General features: G+C 43.3%; 7 protein-coding genes. 1 reads left to right on the forward strand and 6 read right to left on the reverse strand.

Annotation, left to right across the window (positions count from 1 at the left end; genetic code table 11):
- Window positions 1-131: 131 nt before the first annotated feature.
- The 6 genes from ACW689_RS01805 to ACW689_RS01830 are packed head-to-tail and all read right to left on the reverse strand — an operon-like array spanning window position 132 to window position 15,469.
- Window positions 132-785, reverse strand: a complete 654-nt coding sequence (locus ACW689_RS01805) for an acyltransferase (RefSeq protein WP_476287992.1) — start codon at window positions 783-785, stop codon at window positions 132-134.
- Complete coding sequence (locus ACW689_RS01810) at window positions 769-2,094, reverse strand: MFS transporter (RefSeq protein WP_476287994.1); 1,326 nt, start codon at window positions 2,092-2,094, stop codon at window positions 769-771. The genes ACW689_RS01805 and ACW689_RS01810 overlap by 17 nt, the downstream gene beginning before the upstream one ends.
- A gap of 3 nt (window positions 2,095-2,097) precedes the next feature.
- A complete protein-coding gene (locus ACW689_RS01815) occupies window positions 2,098-3,696 on the reverse strand; it encodes a carbohydrate-binding protein (protein ID WP_476287996.1) in 1,599 nt (532 codons plus the stop codon).
- Window positions 3,693-8,414, reverse strand: coding sequence for a non-ribosomal peptide synthetase (locus tag ACW689_RS01820; RefSeq protein WP_476287998.1), 4,722 nt, complete (start codon window positions 8,412-8,414; stop codon window positions 3,693-3,695). The genes ACW689_RS01815 and ACW689_RS01820 overlap by 4 nt, the downstream gene beginning before the upstream one ends.
- The gene (locus ACW689_RS01825) at window positions 8,411-14,524 is read right to left on the reverse strand and encodes a type I polyketide synthase (protein WP_476288000.1); all 6,114 of its coding nucleotides are present in this window, start codon (window positions 14,522-14,524) and stop codon (window positions 8,411-8,413) included. Before ACW689_RS01825 ends, ACW689_RS01820 begins: the two co-directional genes overlap by 4 nt.
- Window positions 14,525-14,554: 30 nt before the next feature.
- Window positions 14,555-15,469 carry a glycosyltransferase gene (locus ACW689_RS01830; protein WP_476288002.1) on the reverse strand — a complete coding sequence of 305 codons (915 nt, stop codon included), beginning with the start codon at window positions 15,467-15,469 and terminating at the stop codon, window positions 14,555-14,557.
- A 757-nt stretch (window positions 15,470-16,226) separates the two neighbouring features.
- Between ACW689_RS01830 and ACW689_RS01835 the strand changes: the two genes are divergently transcribed.
- Entirely contained in the window at window positions 16,227-19,445 is a 3,219-nt protein-coding gene (locus ACW689_RS01835) for a TonB-dependent receptor (RefSeq protein WP_476288004.1), read from the forward strand.
- The last annotated feature ends 64 nt before the right edge of the window (window positions 19,446-19,509 follow it).

Consider the following 19,509-nt stretch of genomic DNA (forward strand, 5'->3'; position numbering starts at 1 on the left):
ATTTACAGTGTAAGGGCACCTATAATATTTCGTACAGAAGGAATAGGGCTAATATATTCATTAGCCCTATTCATATTTTGGTTAAATTTCTTTGAAGAAATTCTACGTTTTTATTTAAACATATCTTTTTGCTAGTCAACCTCGGTTGAATTTACATACTTTATAAATTTAGCTGGATTACCCGCATATACCGTATTGCTAGGAATATCTTTATGCACCACACTGCCAGCACCAATGACCGCATTGTCACCAATTGAGACACCTTTGTTGATAATCGCGCCGTAACCAATCCAAACATTGTTGCCAATGGTAACGGGTTTGGTTATTAAGCGACTAACTTCATCATGACTGTCTCTATTTGTTAAAGTATGCCCGTCACAGTCCATAATCACGACATTAGGGCCAAAAAGTGCGTTGTCGCCTATGGTGACCATGTCATAACTGACAATGGCGGTGCCTTGTAAACAAGCGTTATCGCCTATAATGATTTTACCGCAGTGTTGGTTTGGGCGTTTTACCACTGTGAACTTCACCAAATCGCTCGGAAAAGCAGCAGCGCTGCTAGAGTCCAAAAACGCATTCTTACCGATTGATATTGCACCTTGGAAGGCAGCTAAATTAACACTGGGTGGTGTGTCCATAGTGTTTTCGTATATTTCAACATAGGCGAAGCGTGGTGTGCCGAGCAGTTGTGGTGTACAGGAAAATGCCACACCTGAATCAATGAGTGCTTCAATAGCTTGCGCTGAATAAGAGGGAAAGAAATGATTAACAAACTTTGCCATTGGACGCCCTTATGAGTTGCTGAGTTTCATTGTTGTTCGCATCAGGCGCATTGCCCATATTTCGTATGTTTTTAGTACACAAACCAGTTAAGCAAGCCGCTACTGCAAGCCCACCTAAAATAGAGGTGGCTATTTTTATGCTTGTTAGATCTAATAAAGTACCCATCACAATGGACGAAATAGGCACTAAGCCATGGACTGAAAACAAGACGATACTAATCGCACTGGAGAGCTTATTCAGAGGCACATGTAGCTGATACCAAGTTGTACCAGCCACAATCGCAAAGCCGGTAGTGCAGCCCAGTATGATTAATAGCAGACATATAAAGACTTGATTTGTTTGAAACCCTAAGTAGATAAAGGCAACAGCAGCAATAAAATCGAGCGCCAATATATAAATGCCTAAATAGCGCATTTTTGGCTTGAGCACTGTCACTAATATTGCACCTATAAAAGTTCCTACTCCTTGACTTGCAAACAAGTAGCTTAGTCCGGCTTCATTAGTCGCTAGATGTACTTTGGCAATATAGGGAATAAAAATAACGAGAGGGCCATAAATTAAAATTGAAACCAGCATGAGATAGCTGACAATGACCCGCAGATTGGGGTGCTCAAAGGTGTACTTAAAGCTATCGATAATGGATTGATGAAGTTTGCGAAGTAGTTTTTCACGTGTATGTTCTATTACTGTTTGTGGGCGCATTAACATAGCGCACGCTGTCGCGAGTAGCACCAAAAGTGCATCGACAAAAAAGGCGAATGTTAAGTGGTGGTGTGTGATTTGCTCTGGCATGACGTTTGTTATAAGAGATTTTGCCCACAGTAAACAGAGTCCAACTAGCACAGGGGCAATGGATTGAATAACAAAATTGCCGCCCATAGTCAGCACGTTAGCGGCCAAAATGCTGGAGTTAGGCACAATATGGGGAATAATGGACTGATTTGCGGGAAAACACAGTGCTGAAAAGCTGCCTGCCGAAATAGCAAATAGGATGAGCAACAGGGTATTGGGCATCCATAGCAATAACGAGGTTGCGAAAGCCAAGGTACATGTTGCAAAGCCTAGTCGACCAATTCGGATCACCATCAGAGGTGTTAATTTGTCACTAAACACGCCACCTATAAGAATAAATATACTGTGTGGCACGCCAAAGCATGCCATGACAAGTGCCAGTAAAATTGGATTATCTTGTGATACTTCAAGCGTTAACCAGGGTAAGGCAATTAAGGTAAAGTAAGCGCCAATTTGGGTTAGCAACATGCCAACCCAATGAAGTTTAAACTCATAGTTTATGAATAGTTCTTTCATGAGTTATTGCACGCTTCCTGCATGGCAAAAGCCAATAAACTGCCAAACATCAAACTCATTAGACGCGTTTGGTCGCTCGGATTTTGTCCACCACTTGGCTTTGTAGAGTGCATGCTGGTACTGCACTTGCTGATTGACTTGGTAAACAGCGTGACTGTTCCAGTGAGCAGTTTGGGCGCAGTTAATCAGTGCTTGAGCACTTGATGTCCAGCTTGTTGTCACTTTGGGCCACTGACCGATGACACTGACGCTTGGTAGTGGTTTACTCGCCTCATCTTCTTGCTCTTGGGTCCATTCTCGGCCTTGTTGTTGATGGCATGTTTGGCAGGTCATTGTGTAGTCTCCCCATTGCCTTTTAGTGGTAGTGATGAATGGTTCATCATCAGTTGGATCATCGTTGTTCCAACGCGCATTTAACTCCACCATATTCTGTTCGCGCAGTTCAAATGCCTTGTGGCCAATCTGCCACTGTGAAAAATGAAATTCAGGCCAGTATTTAACACTCAAGATGTTGGTTGCTGTGGTGAAATCGCCCGCTTTGATTGCGTAATCAATAAGGCTAGTGATGAATACTAAACGGTTGAATGAAAACCTTGGATTATCAGAGCAACTTCTGAAAGAGAGATCTTGATTACACGCTGCAAGTCCTTGCATCATGTTATTGAAGCCTGTTGCGAAGTATTCCGAATCGCTAAAATAGCTTGATGAGAAAGTAATGGAATGAAATCCTGGATTGACGTTAAACCATTCGGTTTGTTCTTGCTCAATGAGCCATTGGCTTTGTTTATCTTGGTGAAGCTTTGCGAGCCAACGTCTAGGCAAGGTGTTCCAGCCACCGAGTAGTGAGGCGAGTCGCATGGTTTTTTTATTAGTTGGATTGGCGACAAATTGCATTTCTAGCTCATGAGAGAGTGCCAGTGCTCTATTACTGTAAAAACTTGTGAGAATAAAATAGTTTAACGTGCTCGGGTCGTCATAATCCACCTCGCCGCCGAGCCATAATCTAGATGCAGTCACCAAAGCATAGGTCATTACGTTACCCGGGTCTTGAATGAGGCTTTCTAGCAAAGCAATACCAGCTGGTATCGCAAGCTCTGGTGCTTTGTTAAATGCATAATGAAATTGAATGTGGCTATTTAAAGATTCATCGACATGTAAAGATGAGTAGCTAAGTGCTTGATTAAGAATTCGTCCTAATTTTTGTCGTGAATCTTGTGCCCAGGTAGGATCTGCTGCAACTAAAGATAAGCGCTCCAGAAAATAAAGGGCGAGAATACTGTGTTCTAAAGTGCCAGGTGTCACCTCATCTTTGACTAATAACGAAACACTCAAGTGACGAATTGCTGCAAGCATAACAATAGGTTGATAAACGGGCGATTCCATGTAGCTGATACTTAATACATCATCAAATGTTCTGCCTGCTTTATTTTGCTGAAGTTGAGTATATAAGGGCAACATATCGTCGTACATCGCCTTACTAACGCCTAGCTTTTGATGAAATACATCTGACGAATAGTAGCTAGGGAAATCAAAGCTTGAGTGTGAAACACTGGCAAATACAGACGAGCTGACCAGTAAGAATATTAAGTACAGGTATTTCATCGTGTTATTCCTTCTAAATTTTTTATGTAGTTCTCTATTAGTTCAGTAACTTTTTGTTTTTCAATTAGTTGTTTACTGCAGCCAACGTAGAGGTGTTGCTGAGCATTCTCAAAATAGGTTGATAGATACATGGAATGGGGACTGCTTAAGTCATGATCATTTTGCACATCTGGAATTGCTTGCTTTAGTGCCATTTCTTGTTCGTTTAATGACGTGGCAATAAGCTCTGATTGGGCATTGGCGTTCAGTTCCCCTTGATAGTTGTAACTAAAATCAGGTGTGTGTATTGGTTGCAGCAAAGCTTGCAGCTGAGGGTCTTGATTGAGGGCTTCTAGCGCATGATAACCAATCGCATTGTGAGGCGCTTCTTTGAGAAATTGAGCGATGAAGGACGCGGTTTGATGTTGCGATTTGAGAGTCTCAGTATCAATTGAAATGACAACTCGAGAAACTAAATATCCAACAGACATGTTGGTATCAACTTCAATCTCTTTATTGAAACGATTAAATTGTGATAACTCTAAACTGATGTTCTCTAATGAAAATGTCTGTTGCAGCGCCCGAGCAATCGCCGCGGTATGTATATCTGATTGTTGGATATTGGGGTTATCTGCACATAGTGATGCGATTCGCTGTGTAATGTGCGCAGGAATCGCACTCCGTTGGCTTTGCAAATTACAGGGGATATTTGCCGCAAGTGCCCGTTGTTCGTTAAACATCCTTGGTGCTTGAAGCTGGGCACTGTGATTCCAAAAGTCTAGATCCGCTTGCCAGTTGCTCTGATTGTTTGCATGTAATGGTCGTTGAAAGTAACGCGCAAACTCTCTAACAAAAGTGACGTAATTGTCCACACTGAGTGAAACCGAGTGGGACTTAGTGACGAGCGCTTTAACTATTCGAGTAAAGTTTCGAGTAATTACGCTCATACTGAAACCATCAAATACGGCGTGGTGCAATGACAAAGTCAGAAAAACGCGCTGTTCGCGCTTGATATAAAACAGTCTAACTAAACCCGAATTGAGTCGCATGGAAAGTACTTCTTGCTCAATAAAACCACAGATGTCGCTATGCTCAGATAGTTCGGATAAATCAAAGCATATTTGTCGACGGGTCAAAGACTCTAAATCATCGATGTATTCTTTGTAACTGTCTGGCTCAAAACCAGTTCTAAGAGCAGGGTGGTGGGCAAGCAGTATGAATACCGCATGACGAATAAGTTCAAAGCCCAGTTGTTCGTCACTGTCATTAAGAACAATAGTATGATTAACAAGCCAAAGATTATGTTTGCCACCAAATGATAAAAACAGTTTCCGGTTGGGTAGGCTGGGCAGATAAATGGCGTCATGCTGCCAGCTTGCATGGTGCGAAATAGGTTGGGTTAAATCTATTTCACAGCGCATAGTTGGCTTACTTTGATTGAGCAGCGCATGCATATGCGCCAGTGTTGGATCGGCGAGCAATGTTTTGATCACCAGAGACTTGCCTGTCACATGCGTTACTGACGAGAGGAGATCAATAAATTGGATAGAATTGCCACCTTGATCAAAAAATGAGGTGTGCGGGTCGATGTCTGACTTTTGCAAATGTTTTTGCCAAAGTGCCACAATTTCTTGTGAATAGGCGTGTAATTGTTGAGCTGATTTTGGCTGCGATTGGGTTGATAAGGCGTGTGCTGCTAGTTTATTACGATCTATTTTGTCATTAGGTGTTTTTGGCAAAGAGTCTACTTCGAGAATATGCTGAGGTCGCATATAAGCGGGTAGGTGCTTATTAAGCAGAGTGTTTAATTGAGTAACAAGTTGATCAGAATACGTATCGGAAACCACAAAGGCGACAAGCTGACCGACTTTATTTAGAACCACTGCGACGGCTTGTACGGCTTCATGTTGCATAAGCACCGATTCAATTTCGGATATTTCTATCCTAAAACCATGGAGTTTGATTTGTTGATCAATTCGCCCTAAGCAAATTAACTGCCCTTGATGATTTAGTTTGACTAAATCGCCAGTTTTATAAGCACGAACGACTTCATTCGTAGGCAGTGACAACTGAATAAACTTGAGCTGTGTTTCATCATCACGATTGTGATAATCCAAAGCGAGCCCTTCGCCTGCTATTAATAATTCCCCAGCTGTGCCTTTGGGTAAAAGTTGGTTCTGACTGTTAACAATATAAAACTGAGTATTGTCGATGGGCTTACCAAGGTGGATATTGTCAGTGTGGCTTAACCTTGCTACTGACGACCAGACGGTGGTTTCCGTTGGTCCATACATGTTCCAAAGCATCGTTGGCTGCGAAAAAAAGTAATCGAGTAATTCGGTGTTTAAAGGTTCGCCACCACTGAGTGCTTGAGTATTTGGATTGAGCCTCACCTGATATCGGTGCAGCATATTCCAAGTTGTAGGCGTTGCTTGGACTAGATTTAGCTGCTGCTCTGTAATCACCTGTTGTAATTGTTGGGGATCTTTACTCTGCTCTGACGTAGCGATGTACACGTAACCTTGACTCAGCAGAGGTGCAAAAAGCTCTAAGATATGAATATCAAAAGAAATTGACGTGAGTGCCAATGCCCGTGTTTGAGCATTCAAATTGAGAGTGTCCGTCATTGATGCGACAAAGTTGAGCAATGACGCATGGCTAATTAATACGCCTTTGGGTTTACCTGTTGAGCCAGAGGTGTAGATGATATAGGCAGGATGCTGAGGTTTAACTTTAGCAAAAGTATAGGAGTCAATGGCACGTAAAGTGTCACACGAAAGGACATTCTTGTGCAGTTGGCAAGCAAAATGGTAGTTTTCTTTATCGCAGAGCAACAGCGGTGCATTCGTATCCTCAAGCATATAAACTAATCTTGCTTGAGGATAATTAGGGTCGAGTGGCAAGTAGGCATGGCCACTGTTCCATATTGCGATCATCATGGCCAGCATGTGGTTGCTGCGTGCGCAACATACTCCGATAATGCTATTGTTAGCTAACTTTTGTGCCAAAATAGCTTGGCTATATTGCTCAACTAATTGGGCCAGCTGATGATAATCAAGTGCACTGTGTGCATCCTCAGTTGCTATGCCATCATGGGCGTTACAAAAAACGGCGCCCAGTGCCGCTGGTAGAGTGTTCAAATACGAATAGTCTCTGACGCAGCCGTGTCCATAACTCATTAACTGCTCTAACTGATTGTCAGGTAGGAAGTGAAGTGATTGCATCGAGCTTTTTGAATGTGCAATGAGTTGCTCTAGCAAGTGTTCAAATGACTCAGCAAGCCTTTCAATACTTTCCGGCTCGAAGAGTTCTGCGGCATATTCCCACTCAAGAGTTAAGCCATCACTTTGTGCGTAGATATCGAGTGTTAAATCGAATTTTGCCAGCCGATGCTGGTGAGAAGATGGTGTAATATCAAGCCCTTGTAGCTCTGGCACAATCGCTTTCATATTATGCATGGCTAAAAATACGTTGATCAAAGGCGGTTGATTAGGGTGTCTGGGTACGTCAAGACTGTCTAGTAAAACTTCAAATGGTAATTGTGAATGGGCAAAGGCATCGCCCATTATGTGTTTGAGCTTAGCTATGCAATCGTTAAAACTTTGCGCATAGTCCACTTTGTGTCTTAACAATACCGTGTTAGCGACAAAGCCAATGAGCTCGCTTGTTTGTTCATGCTCCCTATTGGCGACGGGGGTGCCTATCAGCGTATCTGTTTCATTACTATGAAATGCCAATAAAATGCTAAATGCACCATAGATAATGGTGAATGGGGTGGTGCCAAGTCGTTTTGCAAAGCGATTAATTTTGTCATTAAGGGGGCTGTCTATATGACTGATGTATAGTCCCGCGGATACAGCCGTTTGTTGTGCTCTTGGATAGTCGAGCGCAAAGGTCACGTTAGGCTGGCAATCTGCGAGTGTTTTTTGCCACCACTGACAAAGTAACGACAGGTTTTGTTCATTGAGTATATCTCTTTGCCAACGTGCAAAATCAATATATCTCAGTGTGTTATGCTTCGGCGGTACCGCTATTTGCTTTACTTGGGCTGCATAGTGCAGCGCCACTTGCTGGCAAAATAAAGCGATAGACCAGCCGTCCGCAGCAATGTGGTGTATCGTGATGGTAAGTTCATGATGCGTTGGCGAGTATGTTTGAAGACATAGTCGAACTGGTAATTCGCAACTTAAGTTAAAAGGCTTCTCTATAAACTGCTTTATTTTCTGCGTTGTATCTTTATTGGTTAAGGCGAGTTGCGTAGTGTGGTCTACTAGGCTCAATGGCAACTCGAAGTGAGGTAATATTTTTTGGAACAAGGTACTACCTTGTTTATTGTAAACTGTTTTTAATATCTCGTTTTGTTCAATAACGTGAGTCAACGCAGTTTGGAACGCAGCTAGGTCTAGCGAGCCTTTCATCGTAAAGCTTCGAGCAAGATGATATTCAATAGCACCGTCTCTTAAGGTGTCTATTAACCACATGCGTTGCTGTTGAAATGACACCTCACCTTTGGAGAATGATAACGGTGATGTGTCAATGGACTGAGACAATGAGTTTTCAAGTTGACGAAGTTTATGCTGCTGCAGATAGGTGATTAGCTCAGCTTTGCGCTGTTTTAGTTCAGCCACAAGTTCAGCACAGGGCTGAACTTTGGCATGCAAGTTAAGTTGGTCATTGTCGTTGAGCGAGAAAGAAATACCTTGTCGCTGACACTGGGAAATTAAATGCTCAATGCTCATAGTGCCACCGTGATAACTTGTTCATTAGACACTTGGTCAATTGATTGCCCAATATCGGCGTAAAGTGCACCAATGTAATCGGCTAACTTAGTGACCGAGTCATGCTTCATTACCAGTGATGCGGGCAGAGGGTTGTCGCAAAGAGCCTGCAAACGTTGCTTGAGATCAATAGCCATTAGTGAATTCAGGCCGTAGTCAAAGACACTGGTATTTGCGTCGATATGCTCAGGGTCGTTTAAACCAAGTACACCTGCTAACTCAGCTTTAACTGCATTGACTAATAAACTGTTTCTTTGTGAAGATGAAGCCGTTGCAAGTTGTGACTTGAGTGGGTTTTCGGTGTTGGCGGATTGTTCAGGCAATAGGAGGGTGTATACACTGCCTGCATTCGGTTGAGCACCAACTAACTTGGCATTTTCCCAATCCACTTTAAATATGCCTATCTGAGCAGTCGCACTTGAAAGCGCATGTTCAAGCTCTGTGATACCTTCTCTTGAGGACAATGCGTACATACCTGCACGCTCCATTTGCAAGCGCTCTTGCTCTTCAAGTTGTGCAGCCATACCAGCCTCTAACCAAGGACCCCAGTTAAGACTTGTTGCATTGAGCCCTCGTTGTTTTCTAGCGGCGCACAAACCATCCATAAATGCGTTAGCGGTTGCATAGTTTGCCTGTCCTGCCCAGCCAACCATCGCAGCAATAGACGAAAAACACACAAAGTAGTCAAGCTCGCACTCTAGTGTTGCTTGGTGGAGATACCAGGCTCCGTTCACTTTTGGTGCCAACACCGTCGTCATATGCTCAGCGCTTTGCTGGCTGAAAGTTGCATCTTTGAGTACACCTGCAGCGTGGAAAATGCCTTTCAATGGGTATGGTGTTTTCTGGATATGAGCGATAAGTCGGGATACGTCATCACGTTGACTCACATCTGCCTGAAGGTACTCTACTGCGCACTGATATTGTTGTGCATCCGCTATCACTTTACCAAGCTGTTCACTGAGTGCACTTCGGCCTGTCACAAAGACCTGACTCGCTCCCTGCTTGGCCAGCCATTGTACGACCTCGAGTCCGATACCGCCTTGCCCGCCTGTCACTAAGAAACTGGCATTCTCAAAGTGTGGGGTGTTGTTATGACGTTGGTACAAATGATTCGGTGTTGAAGTCATTGCGATTGTTACAACGCCCTGCAAGTCATACGCTGGCGTGTTTGGCATCGATATCATCTGCTCGAGATGCGCATTGCCTCTGTTATGCTGCATGAGTGTATCGACAATATGAGTTAATTTATCGGCCAGCTCATTGGTACTTAATTGGGTCGCCATTGTGATGGTTGGCTTTATCACTGAACAGTGTTCGGGCAAATGTGCGGTACTTAAAGATGGCTTTAAGCTAAGCACGCAAGCGCCGTATTGCAGTTTTTTTGCTAACGATGGCGCAGGGGCTGTGTTACTGCACCATACAAGGGTTTCAACAAGGCCATCAAATTGTGTGAGTTGCGCTTCGTTAATAGTACGAACAACTAATCCAGCAGATTTAAGAAGCTCGATAGCTGCAAAGTCTGCTTTGGTATTTGGCGCGTAAAATGTAACCGCCGATTGAGATGCCATGGCTTCGATGGCGAGCTGTAATGCGAGGGTGTTGTGTACACAGGAGATATTGGTTGATAGCCAGTCAACTTGGGCGTTGGCGATTGCTATTAACGGAATATCGATATTTAGGTGGCTGGTTATGCCTTCATATGCCACGCCAAGCAGCGGCTTATTCTGGTTATCTGTTAATAAGTACAGTGCTGGTGTCAGCTGACCTGAAAGCACTTGTGATGACGTGGCAATATAATGAACTTGTGCAAGGTCATGGTGCGATGACACAGGTTGTTTAATCGCCAGCCATTGTTCATCTATGAATTGCCACTGATAATGATTGGGATGCGCAGGTATCACTGGGTAAAGAGCGTTATCTAGGCAATCAAAAGTATCGAGTGCTCTTAACTGGTGAGAGTATGCTTGGCCGTGATGGATCGCGATTTCAGCATCGAGTATTTGCGGTTGTTGTAGCAAAGTATTAAACACATCAAGTGAGCTTTGCGCATTGTCCAAATCGAGTAAAACAGTATTAAACTGCTGGTTTTCGGACGCAAAAACTCGGCCTAAGCCCCAAAGCGCGGTTTGCATGGGATTAATTGTGCTTTGTGCTGGCGCATAGGCACCTTGTGTGACAATCACAACCTCAAGAGGGTTTTGCCACTGTTGAGCTTGCAACGCTTGCAGAATCTGCAGCGGTTGAATGAAGGCCTGTTGCTCAATAGACATTGACGCAATGTCGAGTGAGGCATCACTCAATGCTCGCAAATCTAAGATGACTCTTTGTGTGTTTGCTGTGTGCGCAACAAGTGCATTAGATAGCTCTGAAGAAGCAAACGGCAAAGAGGTGATAATTCCGGGCAAATTATCTAGTTTTTGCAGTGCATGCCCAGCACTAAGTAAAAGGGTGGTTGAGTTGCTTTGCGCATCATGTTGGGCATTAACCACGTCAAGATTGGCCCATGTATAGTGATATTTTAACTCTTTGTTTGAATCATAACGTTTAGCAGAGTTACTGCGCAGCTCAATACCTTGGATCTGTACACACAGATCGCCATCAAGATTAAATATGTCAATATCACCTTTGCTCGACAACGGATTAATGTATTCAACCGTTAATTTGGCAAAACAATGCATTGCAGGCGTTTTATGTAGGCATACGGAGGCTATTTTAACGGGTAAATAAGAGTGCTCGACAAGTTGGAAAAAGCTTTGAAAAGCGCCATCTAAGAGCGTTGGATCTAATATGTAATCGGTATTTTCTTGACCTTTTAATTCAACCAAAACAGTGCGTTCATCTTTCCAGCATTGCATTACACTTTGGAATTGTCCTTGATAGTTCATCGCCAAGTGATGGCATTGTTGGTAGAACTTTGTTTGATCTCGTTGCTCAGAAAACTCTAATTTAGCCTGCTGCAAAGGTTTACCTGCCAGGGCAATACTCGGTTTTTCAGCCATTTGGCACTTGGCTTGTAAATGCCAATTGTCACTTTGGAGTGCATGGATGGTCAATTGTTGAGTGTGCTGGTCAAAGCGCGTTTCTAAAATATTGGCAGTTGCCTCGAGATACAGCGGCCGTAAGAACTCAATATCCCTTAGTTCGATTGCGTGTTCAGGCCATTGTAATTGAGCAATCTGTAAGGCCGATTCAATGTAGCAGGCACCCGGGTAAATGATATCCTCACCAACTTGGTGCCCTAATAGGAAAGCGTTTTCGGCCAAGTCAAACTTGCTTTGCCAAACAGGCTGTTGACTGATTAATTGTTGGCCTAGCATCGGCACAACTGCATCGAAATAGGCGTCTTTTTTCTGCTTGTTTTCGATTCGAGTTAGCTGTACATCTGGATTCTCAAGCCAGTATGTATCATGTTGCCACGCGTAATTTGGTAGCGCAATGGCATGATTGGGCGAACAATCACTGAAACCCAGCGCAGATCTTACATCTAGCAATCCCGCAGTAGTCAGTGATGCAACACAAGCAGCCAATTGGATCTGATCATCTTGTGCTCTTGATAGGGTGTGCGTAGTAAACGTTGAAGGGCTTGTTGAGATCTGTTTGATTGAATGTGACAGCACAGAATGAGGTGCAACCTCAACAAAGCATTCAATGCCATCTGTTAATATTTGTTCAATGGCTTGATAGAAATAAACAGGCTCACGAACATTGTCGGCCCAATATTCACCGCGCCAATTTTGCCATTGTGCAGTTTGTCCTGTAACGGTGGAGTAAAAGGGGATCGTCGGTGCTTGTGGCTCGATATCCCAAAGCGCTTGTATGAGCGGCTCTTTTAGCTTTTCCATCGCGGGGCTGTGATAGGGCACGTCAACATTCAAAAACTTAGCAAAATGTCCAGTGTCATCCAGTTGTTGTGCAATGTGCTCTAGACTTTGTTCATCACCTGAAAGTGTGACAGCTGTTTCGCTATTGATTGCCGCGATAGATACTAGACCTTCATATTGCTCACACAGTGTTTTTGCTTTGGTTTCATCAATGCCGACTGCGAGCATCTTTCCTTCACCGCTGGTGGTTTGCTGTAATTGGCTACGGTGGTAAATAATTTTTACGGCGTCAGCAAAGTTATAAACACCCGCACAATAACTCGCTGCAACTTCTCCCGCACTGTGCCCAACGATGGCATTGACTCGCACACCTTGAGCTATAAGGGATTCATAAAGCGCAACTTGAATCGCAAAAATAGCAGGTTGTGCATACTGAGTTTCATGGATTTGATCTGAAGTTTTTGCCAACACATCTCGTAAAGACCAATCCACATATTTTTTAAGCTCAAGATCAATATTGTCAATTTGATGTCTGAAAACATCGTCGCTTTCATATAGCTTAAGACCCATTTGTGGCCAGGTTGTGCCCATACCTGAAAAAACAAAGGCGATGGGGGTTGAGCCATTATGCTGTGCTTGACTATATCTAGTGGCTTTATTGGAGAGCTCAGCAGTGTAGTCTTCAAGTTGTTGAATTAGGTTTGATGCACTGTGTGCTGTTACTGTCAGGCGGTGTCTATGAGCTGTACGCAATAATGCTGCATTTACACAAAAATCGTTAAGCTGTTCTTCATTTAATTGTTTGGCTTGCTTTAAATATAAATTGGCAGATTCCTTCAAAGCCTTTTCAGACTTTGCACTTATGACAAGCTGCATCAGTGACTTTTTTGTTGACACAATGGAGGCTCTTTTGGGGGCCTGTTCAATGACAACATTAGCATTGGTACCGCCAAACCCAAACGAGTTGACAATGGCTCTGCGTGGCTTGCCGGGTTTATCTGGCCATGGGGTGTTTTCAGTGACTATCTTGATATTGAGCGCATGCTCATCAATGGCTGGATTGAGTTTGTGGCAATGGATATTCTTAGGGATCACGCCATTGTTCATCGCGTTAATGGTTTTAATTAGGCCTGCTAATCCAGCCGTTGGTTCTGTATGGCCGATATTACTTTTTACCGAACCAATAAAGCACGGATTGTGAGTTGTGCGTTGAGCGTGCTTACCAAGCGCATTACCAAGAGCGTTGACTTCTATTGGATCGCCGACCGCAGTCCCTGTGCCATGTGCTTCCGCGTAGTCAATATCAGCGCCAGTTAGCCCTGCAATAGACAATGTCTTGCTTAGTAATCTTTGCTGAGCTTGCCCATTCGGTACAGTGATGCCACTCGTATGACCATCCTGGTTTGTACCACTGGCTTTGATCACTGCAAGGATTGGGTCGTTATCTTCCATTGCTTTAGATAACGACTTGAGTACAGCAACTGCGACACCTTCACTGCGCACATAACCATTCGCGCTGCTATCAAAGCTTTTACATAGGCCATCGGGTGAGAGCATGGAGGCTTTGCAAATCGACATGGTCATTTCTGGACGCAATAGTAAATTAACACCGCCAGCCAGTGCTATTTGGCTGTCGCCATTTTGAATTGCTTTACAAGCCAAATCCAATGCAACCAACGAAGATGAGCATGCCGTATCTAGAGTTAAGCTAGGTCCATGAAAATCGTAGCAATATGAGAGTCGATTTGCAGTTAAAGTCATAGAGGAGCCAGTTGCCGAGTGGCTACTTATCTGTGCATGTGCATTTGCGTCTGTTTGCAGCTGTTCAAAGTCATGCATAAACTGGCCAACAAATACACCTGTGTCACTGCCTTTGAGTTGGTTAATATCTAACCCTGCGTTTTCAATTGCTTCATAACTCACTTCTAACAGCCAGCGATGTTGCGGATCAATATAGGGGGCTTCTTTGGGTGAAATGCCAAAAAAGGTGGCATCGAACTTATCTAGACCCGACAAAAATCCCCCATTTTTGACGTACATTTTTCCTTGAGCACTTTTGTCGCTATTGTAATAGGCGTCGATGTTCCAGCGCGCCTTGGGGATTTCTGAGATGCCGTTCCCACCTTCGAGTAAAAACTCATGAAATGCAGTGGGGTTATTATTTTCGCCTGGAAGTCTGCAAGCTACCCCTATGACAGCGATGTCATTTTGGTTTGAAAGTGTATGTTTAGTTAGATCTGCTTTTTTCATTTTATTTTTCCAATAATTAGTTCGGCTGAGTTATTGCGCTTGAGGTACGTTGTGCGGCTGGTGAAGTAACGAAGGAGAATCACATGGGGTTGGTTGAGTATGCGATGTGAGAATATCTGTCCAAGCTAGCCCCTGATTAAGCAGCAATGTCGCTACGGTGCAATGTTTGTTATGAATGTATTCAATATTCTTTTTTGCACTGCGTCGGATGGCATTTTGATCTTTGTTATGGGGATAATGGATTGCTTTTGCTGATGCATTAATTGCAAATTCTTGCCCGCTATTTTGCAGTCGAAGTGCCAGTTCGACATCTTCTCCTCCCCAGCTGTTGAACGTTTCATCGAAGCCACCAATTGCATGTAATGCTTCGGTTTTGCAAGATGCATGGCAGGTCCAAAAAATTAACCAAGGTTCGCAAACCTGATCAAGGGAATAATCTCTGGGCGCTAAAAAAGTATCGCGGCAATCTTTATATTGCTCAAGAAACCGACTGTCGGAAAAAATATTAGGATCGCATAGCTTTTGCTGACAGTTTTGTACGTCGGATATTTTATGTTCTTCAAACCCGTAACAAAGGCCAATTTGTACATCAATATGGCGGGTTTCGAAAAAAGTAAGATGGCTTCGCAGGCAGTTAGGCGCAATTAAAACCCCTGAGTCGATAAACAGAGTATGCTCAAAATTAGCTGATGCGATCCCTAAGTTTCGGGCTCTTGCTACTCTAAAGCCCAAGTCTTCTTGGTAAAAATACTCAATGTTCAAACTGTTTGCGAAAGATTGGACCACCTCAGAGGTGTTATCGCTGGAGCCATCATCGACGACAATGACCTCAAATAAATCTCTATTGAGAGTTTGTCTCACTAAGCTGTTCAGAGTGAGATTAAGCAGTAAACTCCGATTGTATGTTGGAATAATAACGCTAATCCCTGACCGCCATGTTTTCATACTACTTTCCTTAATTTGGCTGAAGGCTATTTTTTTGCCCCGAAATTGGACACTTTATGTATAAAATGTGAACAAGTTTAAATCAATAGATTATTCGTATAATTCAAGATGTAAATAGCTTAAAAAGCAGGTGAAATCAGCTAACTTAATGAATTTAATAAAAATGAAAAATTCTAAAGATCTCTTATGGTTGAAATTTATTCACTAAAACGAGTGCTGAACAGGCCCGAAAAGATTCACTATTGTTTTGCGAGTTATCACAAAAGTAAAATAGTCATGGGAGCGGTATTCAATAACCGCTAAAGTGGGTACGTGCTTATTGGTACGTTATTTTTCAATAGCTTAAACCTAAGCTGCACATTAGTGAACTTGTTCAGTAAAGCTATTTCGCTCACTTTTTTCGTTATTTTATTTTGTAATAGCGTGCTATTGCTTCGTGAAAACGCCCAGCCGCAGATGAGATTAAATAGAGACAACTCCATTGTGAATTCTTTTTCTATTCGTCACTCTTAAATTTATGAGTATTACATTATGGCAGTGCACTATTTTGAGGTTAGAGTGATTTTTCACCAAAAAGTGTTTGCTTTTTACACTGCTGTGTTAGAAAGTAACAAAAAGGATATTGTTATTTTGTTATTAAGTAACATAGATGGTTACTTGTGGGTGTACATTACTGGCCACGATGAATAAAAGAGATATACATTTGTACTTTTGATAATGCATCAACTGGGTTGAATATAAGAATAAGGGAACGAACATGTCTAAAAATGTGACCGATAACATTGTACAAAAATCACCGAGAAGCAAATTAAGTGTCGCAATATCCTCAGCGATTATGGGGTTTTGTCCTCTCTTACTTGCCGCGCAAGAAACGGTTAAAAATGACAGCGGTGTCAATTCTGGGAAGAGTGAAGAAAAAGTTGAGATAATAGAAGTAACGGGTATACGAGGCAGCATAAATAGCGCACAAAATATTAAGCGTTATGCTGATACCGTAAAAGACGTTATTACCGCATCAGACATTGGTGCATTACCCGATAAATCGGTCACAGAGGCACTGCAAAGGGTGCCAGGGGTCACCATAGAGCGGTTTGCTTCATCAGACGACCCAAAGCACTATGCCGATGAAGGGACGGGCGTGCTCGTGCGTGGTTTGGATCGCGTGCGCTCAGAAGTAAACGGGCGTGATGCATTCAGTGCTAATCCATCAGGTGGTTTAAGCTACGAAGATTTTCCGGCAGAGTTACTTGGCTCTGTTGAAGTTGTTAAAAACCAAACCGCGGATCTGATCTCAGGTGGTATCTCTGGTACGGTGAACCTCATCACTCGCAAACCATTTGATTCGGATGAACGCTTAATTTCATTGAATGCGAAGGCTAATTACGGTGACTTCAGAGAAGAAGTGACGCCGTCATTTTCTGCACTTTTTTCAGATGATTGGCAGACTAACGTTGGTAAGTTCGGCTTTTTAATTGCCGTATCAGAATCAGAATATCAAACTCGTGGAGATGGGGTTGGTTTAGGTAACTTCCACTCTCGTGGTGATTCTTTTGTTCCTACCTTGGATCAATGGGGTGGCATTACAGGGGTCGATCCTTCGTCGCCTGTAGATGGCCCCGCTTTACCAGGGCAGCCAGAGGGCAGTGTATGGCATGTGCCTGTGGCGATTCATATGAGTACGGCGACGAACGACCGTAAACGTACTGGCTTAACGTCATCTTTACAATGGGCGAATGATGACGAAACGATTGTTGCAACGCTTGAGCATATTCACTCTAAAGCGTCTTTACAGTGGAATGAGCGTCAAATCGGTCAAGCCGCACAAGGCTTTAAAGGCTTTATGGGCTCTTCACAAAACTGGGTGGATGATGCCGAAAATGGCTATCCGCTCACAACTGAAAATGGCTTTGTTACGTCTGGTATTGCGCTTGGTGTGTCACCAGAAACACCATTTTTCTACCGTAGTCGATGGAATTACAACGAGAATACCGTTGATGATTCGTCTTTTAAGCTAACCATTAAGCCTGTTGATAGGCTGACTGTTGATTTTGACTATCAGCATGTGAGTTCCGATAAAAAAGTTGAAAACTATAGCATGTCCGGTCAAACGCGAGGCAACCACGTTCATGTGGTTTCACCTTACTTCTTAGACATGCGTGGTGAGCGTCCAACGGTGAAGTTTTTAAGTGATAATATTCTCACCGCAGGCTGGTCTCCTAATGAAGACTGGAATGGCCTGGTTCCAAACGTATTTCTTGGTAGCGGCATGGAGCAAGTAGAGCGTAACAGCGCAGAGTCCGACAGTTTTAAACTTGATTTGAAATATGAATTGGATGGCAGTTTTACCAGCGTCAGTGCAGGCGCCTATATCTCGGATAAGGACCTGACGGTAAGGGACACTGCCTACGAAGGCTGGTCTGCCATTGGTACCCCTTGGGTTCAAGAGGATAGAAACGCAGCTGCGGCTGTCAATCGACCTGAGTTGTTCGAACGCGTCGACTTTTCTAATTACTATCATGGCGATGTATTGCAAGGAAGCGTCAATAACTTTTTGTTTCCGAAAATGGATTTAGTGAGAAACTATGCGCAATCGTTACGCCAAGGCTGTAAAGATGGGTGGCATAATGCGACGCGTAGTGCTGAAAATGGCGGTGTGTGTACAGGCACTTACGTACCTTATGAAGACAAGCCACACAGAGTTGATGGGCCTTTTGCTGCCTTTAATATCAGTTCAATCAATGAAAAGCGCACCGAGTTTTATGTCCGAGGCGATTTTGACTTTGAATGGCAAGGCATGCCTTTGGTCGGTAATCTAGGTTTACGTTACGTGAATTACCAACTAGAGTCCACTGGTGCCTTGGTTCAGCCACCAGAAAGTAAGCGTGGTGAAGCGGGTAGCTCGTTAAACAATGTTATGCAGTTAGCCGAATACAAACGTTACTATGATATCGCAGGTGGTAAGTCTGAACTCAGTACGGTAGATGGCACTGATTACTCCACTATATTGCCTAGTTTCAATGTGAGTTTGGGCGTTTTAGACGATGTTGTGGTGCGTTTTGGGGCGTCACAGGCGCTGTATTATCCAAGCCTGGTTGATGCCAGAAATATCAATATCATCAGCTTAGATTATGTTAGACGTCTGCAAACTCCAGGCGCCGATTATGATGAAGAAACTAACCCAGTGGTTGGCTTAGACAGCATTGAGCTGACCGCATTATCGGGTAATCCATTTATTGAGCCGGAAGAAGCAACCAACCTTGATTTGAGTACCGAGTGGTATTTTGCTGACGCAGGTTATATTACCGTCGGTTTATTCCACAAAAAGCTCGATAATATCATCCGTGATAAATCTTTTGATTTAGACGTGACTTATGGCAGTGAAAAATATGATATTTCTGCTTATGGTCCGGATAATACCGGCTCGGGGACTATACGTGGCGCTGAGTTCTCATACTCACAGTTTTACGACATGCTACCAGGCGCATGGCGTGGGTTGGGTTTACAGTTTAACTTTACCTATATTGACCAAGATGGTCTTGAGGACCCGAATGAAGTGTCTGCAGGCACACTTGGGTTTGATGAAAATGGTAATCCAATCAACGATAACCGTAACACCTTTCGCGTGTTTAGTGGTTTACCATTACAAGGCTATTCAGATAAAAACTTCAACGTGATTGGTATGTATGAATATGAAGCCATTTCATTTAGGTTGGCTTACACATGGCGTTCAGAATACTTACTCACATTGCGGGAGTCTGAAGAGTATGTGCCAGCTTATGCAAAAGCCTCTGGCATGATGGATGCGAGTATTTACTACACCATCAATGACCACTGGAAAGTCGGTTTCGAAGCCAGCAACTTGCTCGATACAGAAACTCAGACTGAATATCAAATGAACCAAGCTGGAACTAGAACGCAAGCTCTTAACTTTACAACGGATAGACGTTTTGCGCTCAGTGTGCGAGCAACCTTCTAACTAAGCTCAGCCGGTGCATTGCAAACAACGTGTGCTGGCTAGTTTTTCCAAAAATAGTGTCTAT

This window comes from Pseudoalteromonas sp. ABE4_541 (genome assembly GCF_056312285.1).

Coding starts and splice junctions, on each gene's coding strand:
- ACW689_RS01805 (WP_476287992.1), bottom strand. CDS start 785: ATGGCAAAGTTTGTTAATCATTTCTTTCCCTCTTATTCAGCGCAAGCT.
- ACW689_RS01810 (WP_476287994.1), bottom strand. CDS start 2,094: ATGAAAGAACTATTCATAAACTATGAGTTTAAACTTCATTGGGTTGGC.
- ACW689_RS01815 (WP_476287996.1), bottom strand. CDS start 3,696: ATGAAATACCTGTACTTAATATTCTTACTGGTCAGCTCGTCTGTATTT.
- ACW689_RS01820 (WP_476287998.1), bottom strand. CDS start 8,414: ATGAGCATTGAGCATTTAATTTCCCAGTGTCAGCGACAAGGTATTTCT.
- ACW689_RS01825 (WP_476288000.1), bottom strand. CDS start 14,524: ATGAAAAAAGCAGATCTAACTAAACATACACTTTCAAACCAAAATGAC.
- ACW689_RS01830 (WP_476288002.1), bottom strand. CDS start 15,469: ATGAAAACATGGCGGTCAGGGATTAGCGTTATTATTCCAACATACAAT.
- ACW689_RS01835 (WP_476288004.1), top strand. CDS start 16,227: ATGTCTAAAAATGTGACCGATAACATTGTACAAAAATCACCGAGAAGC.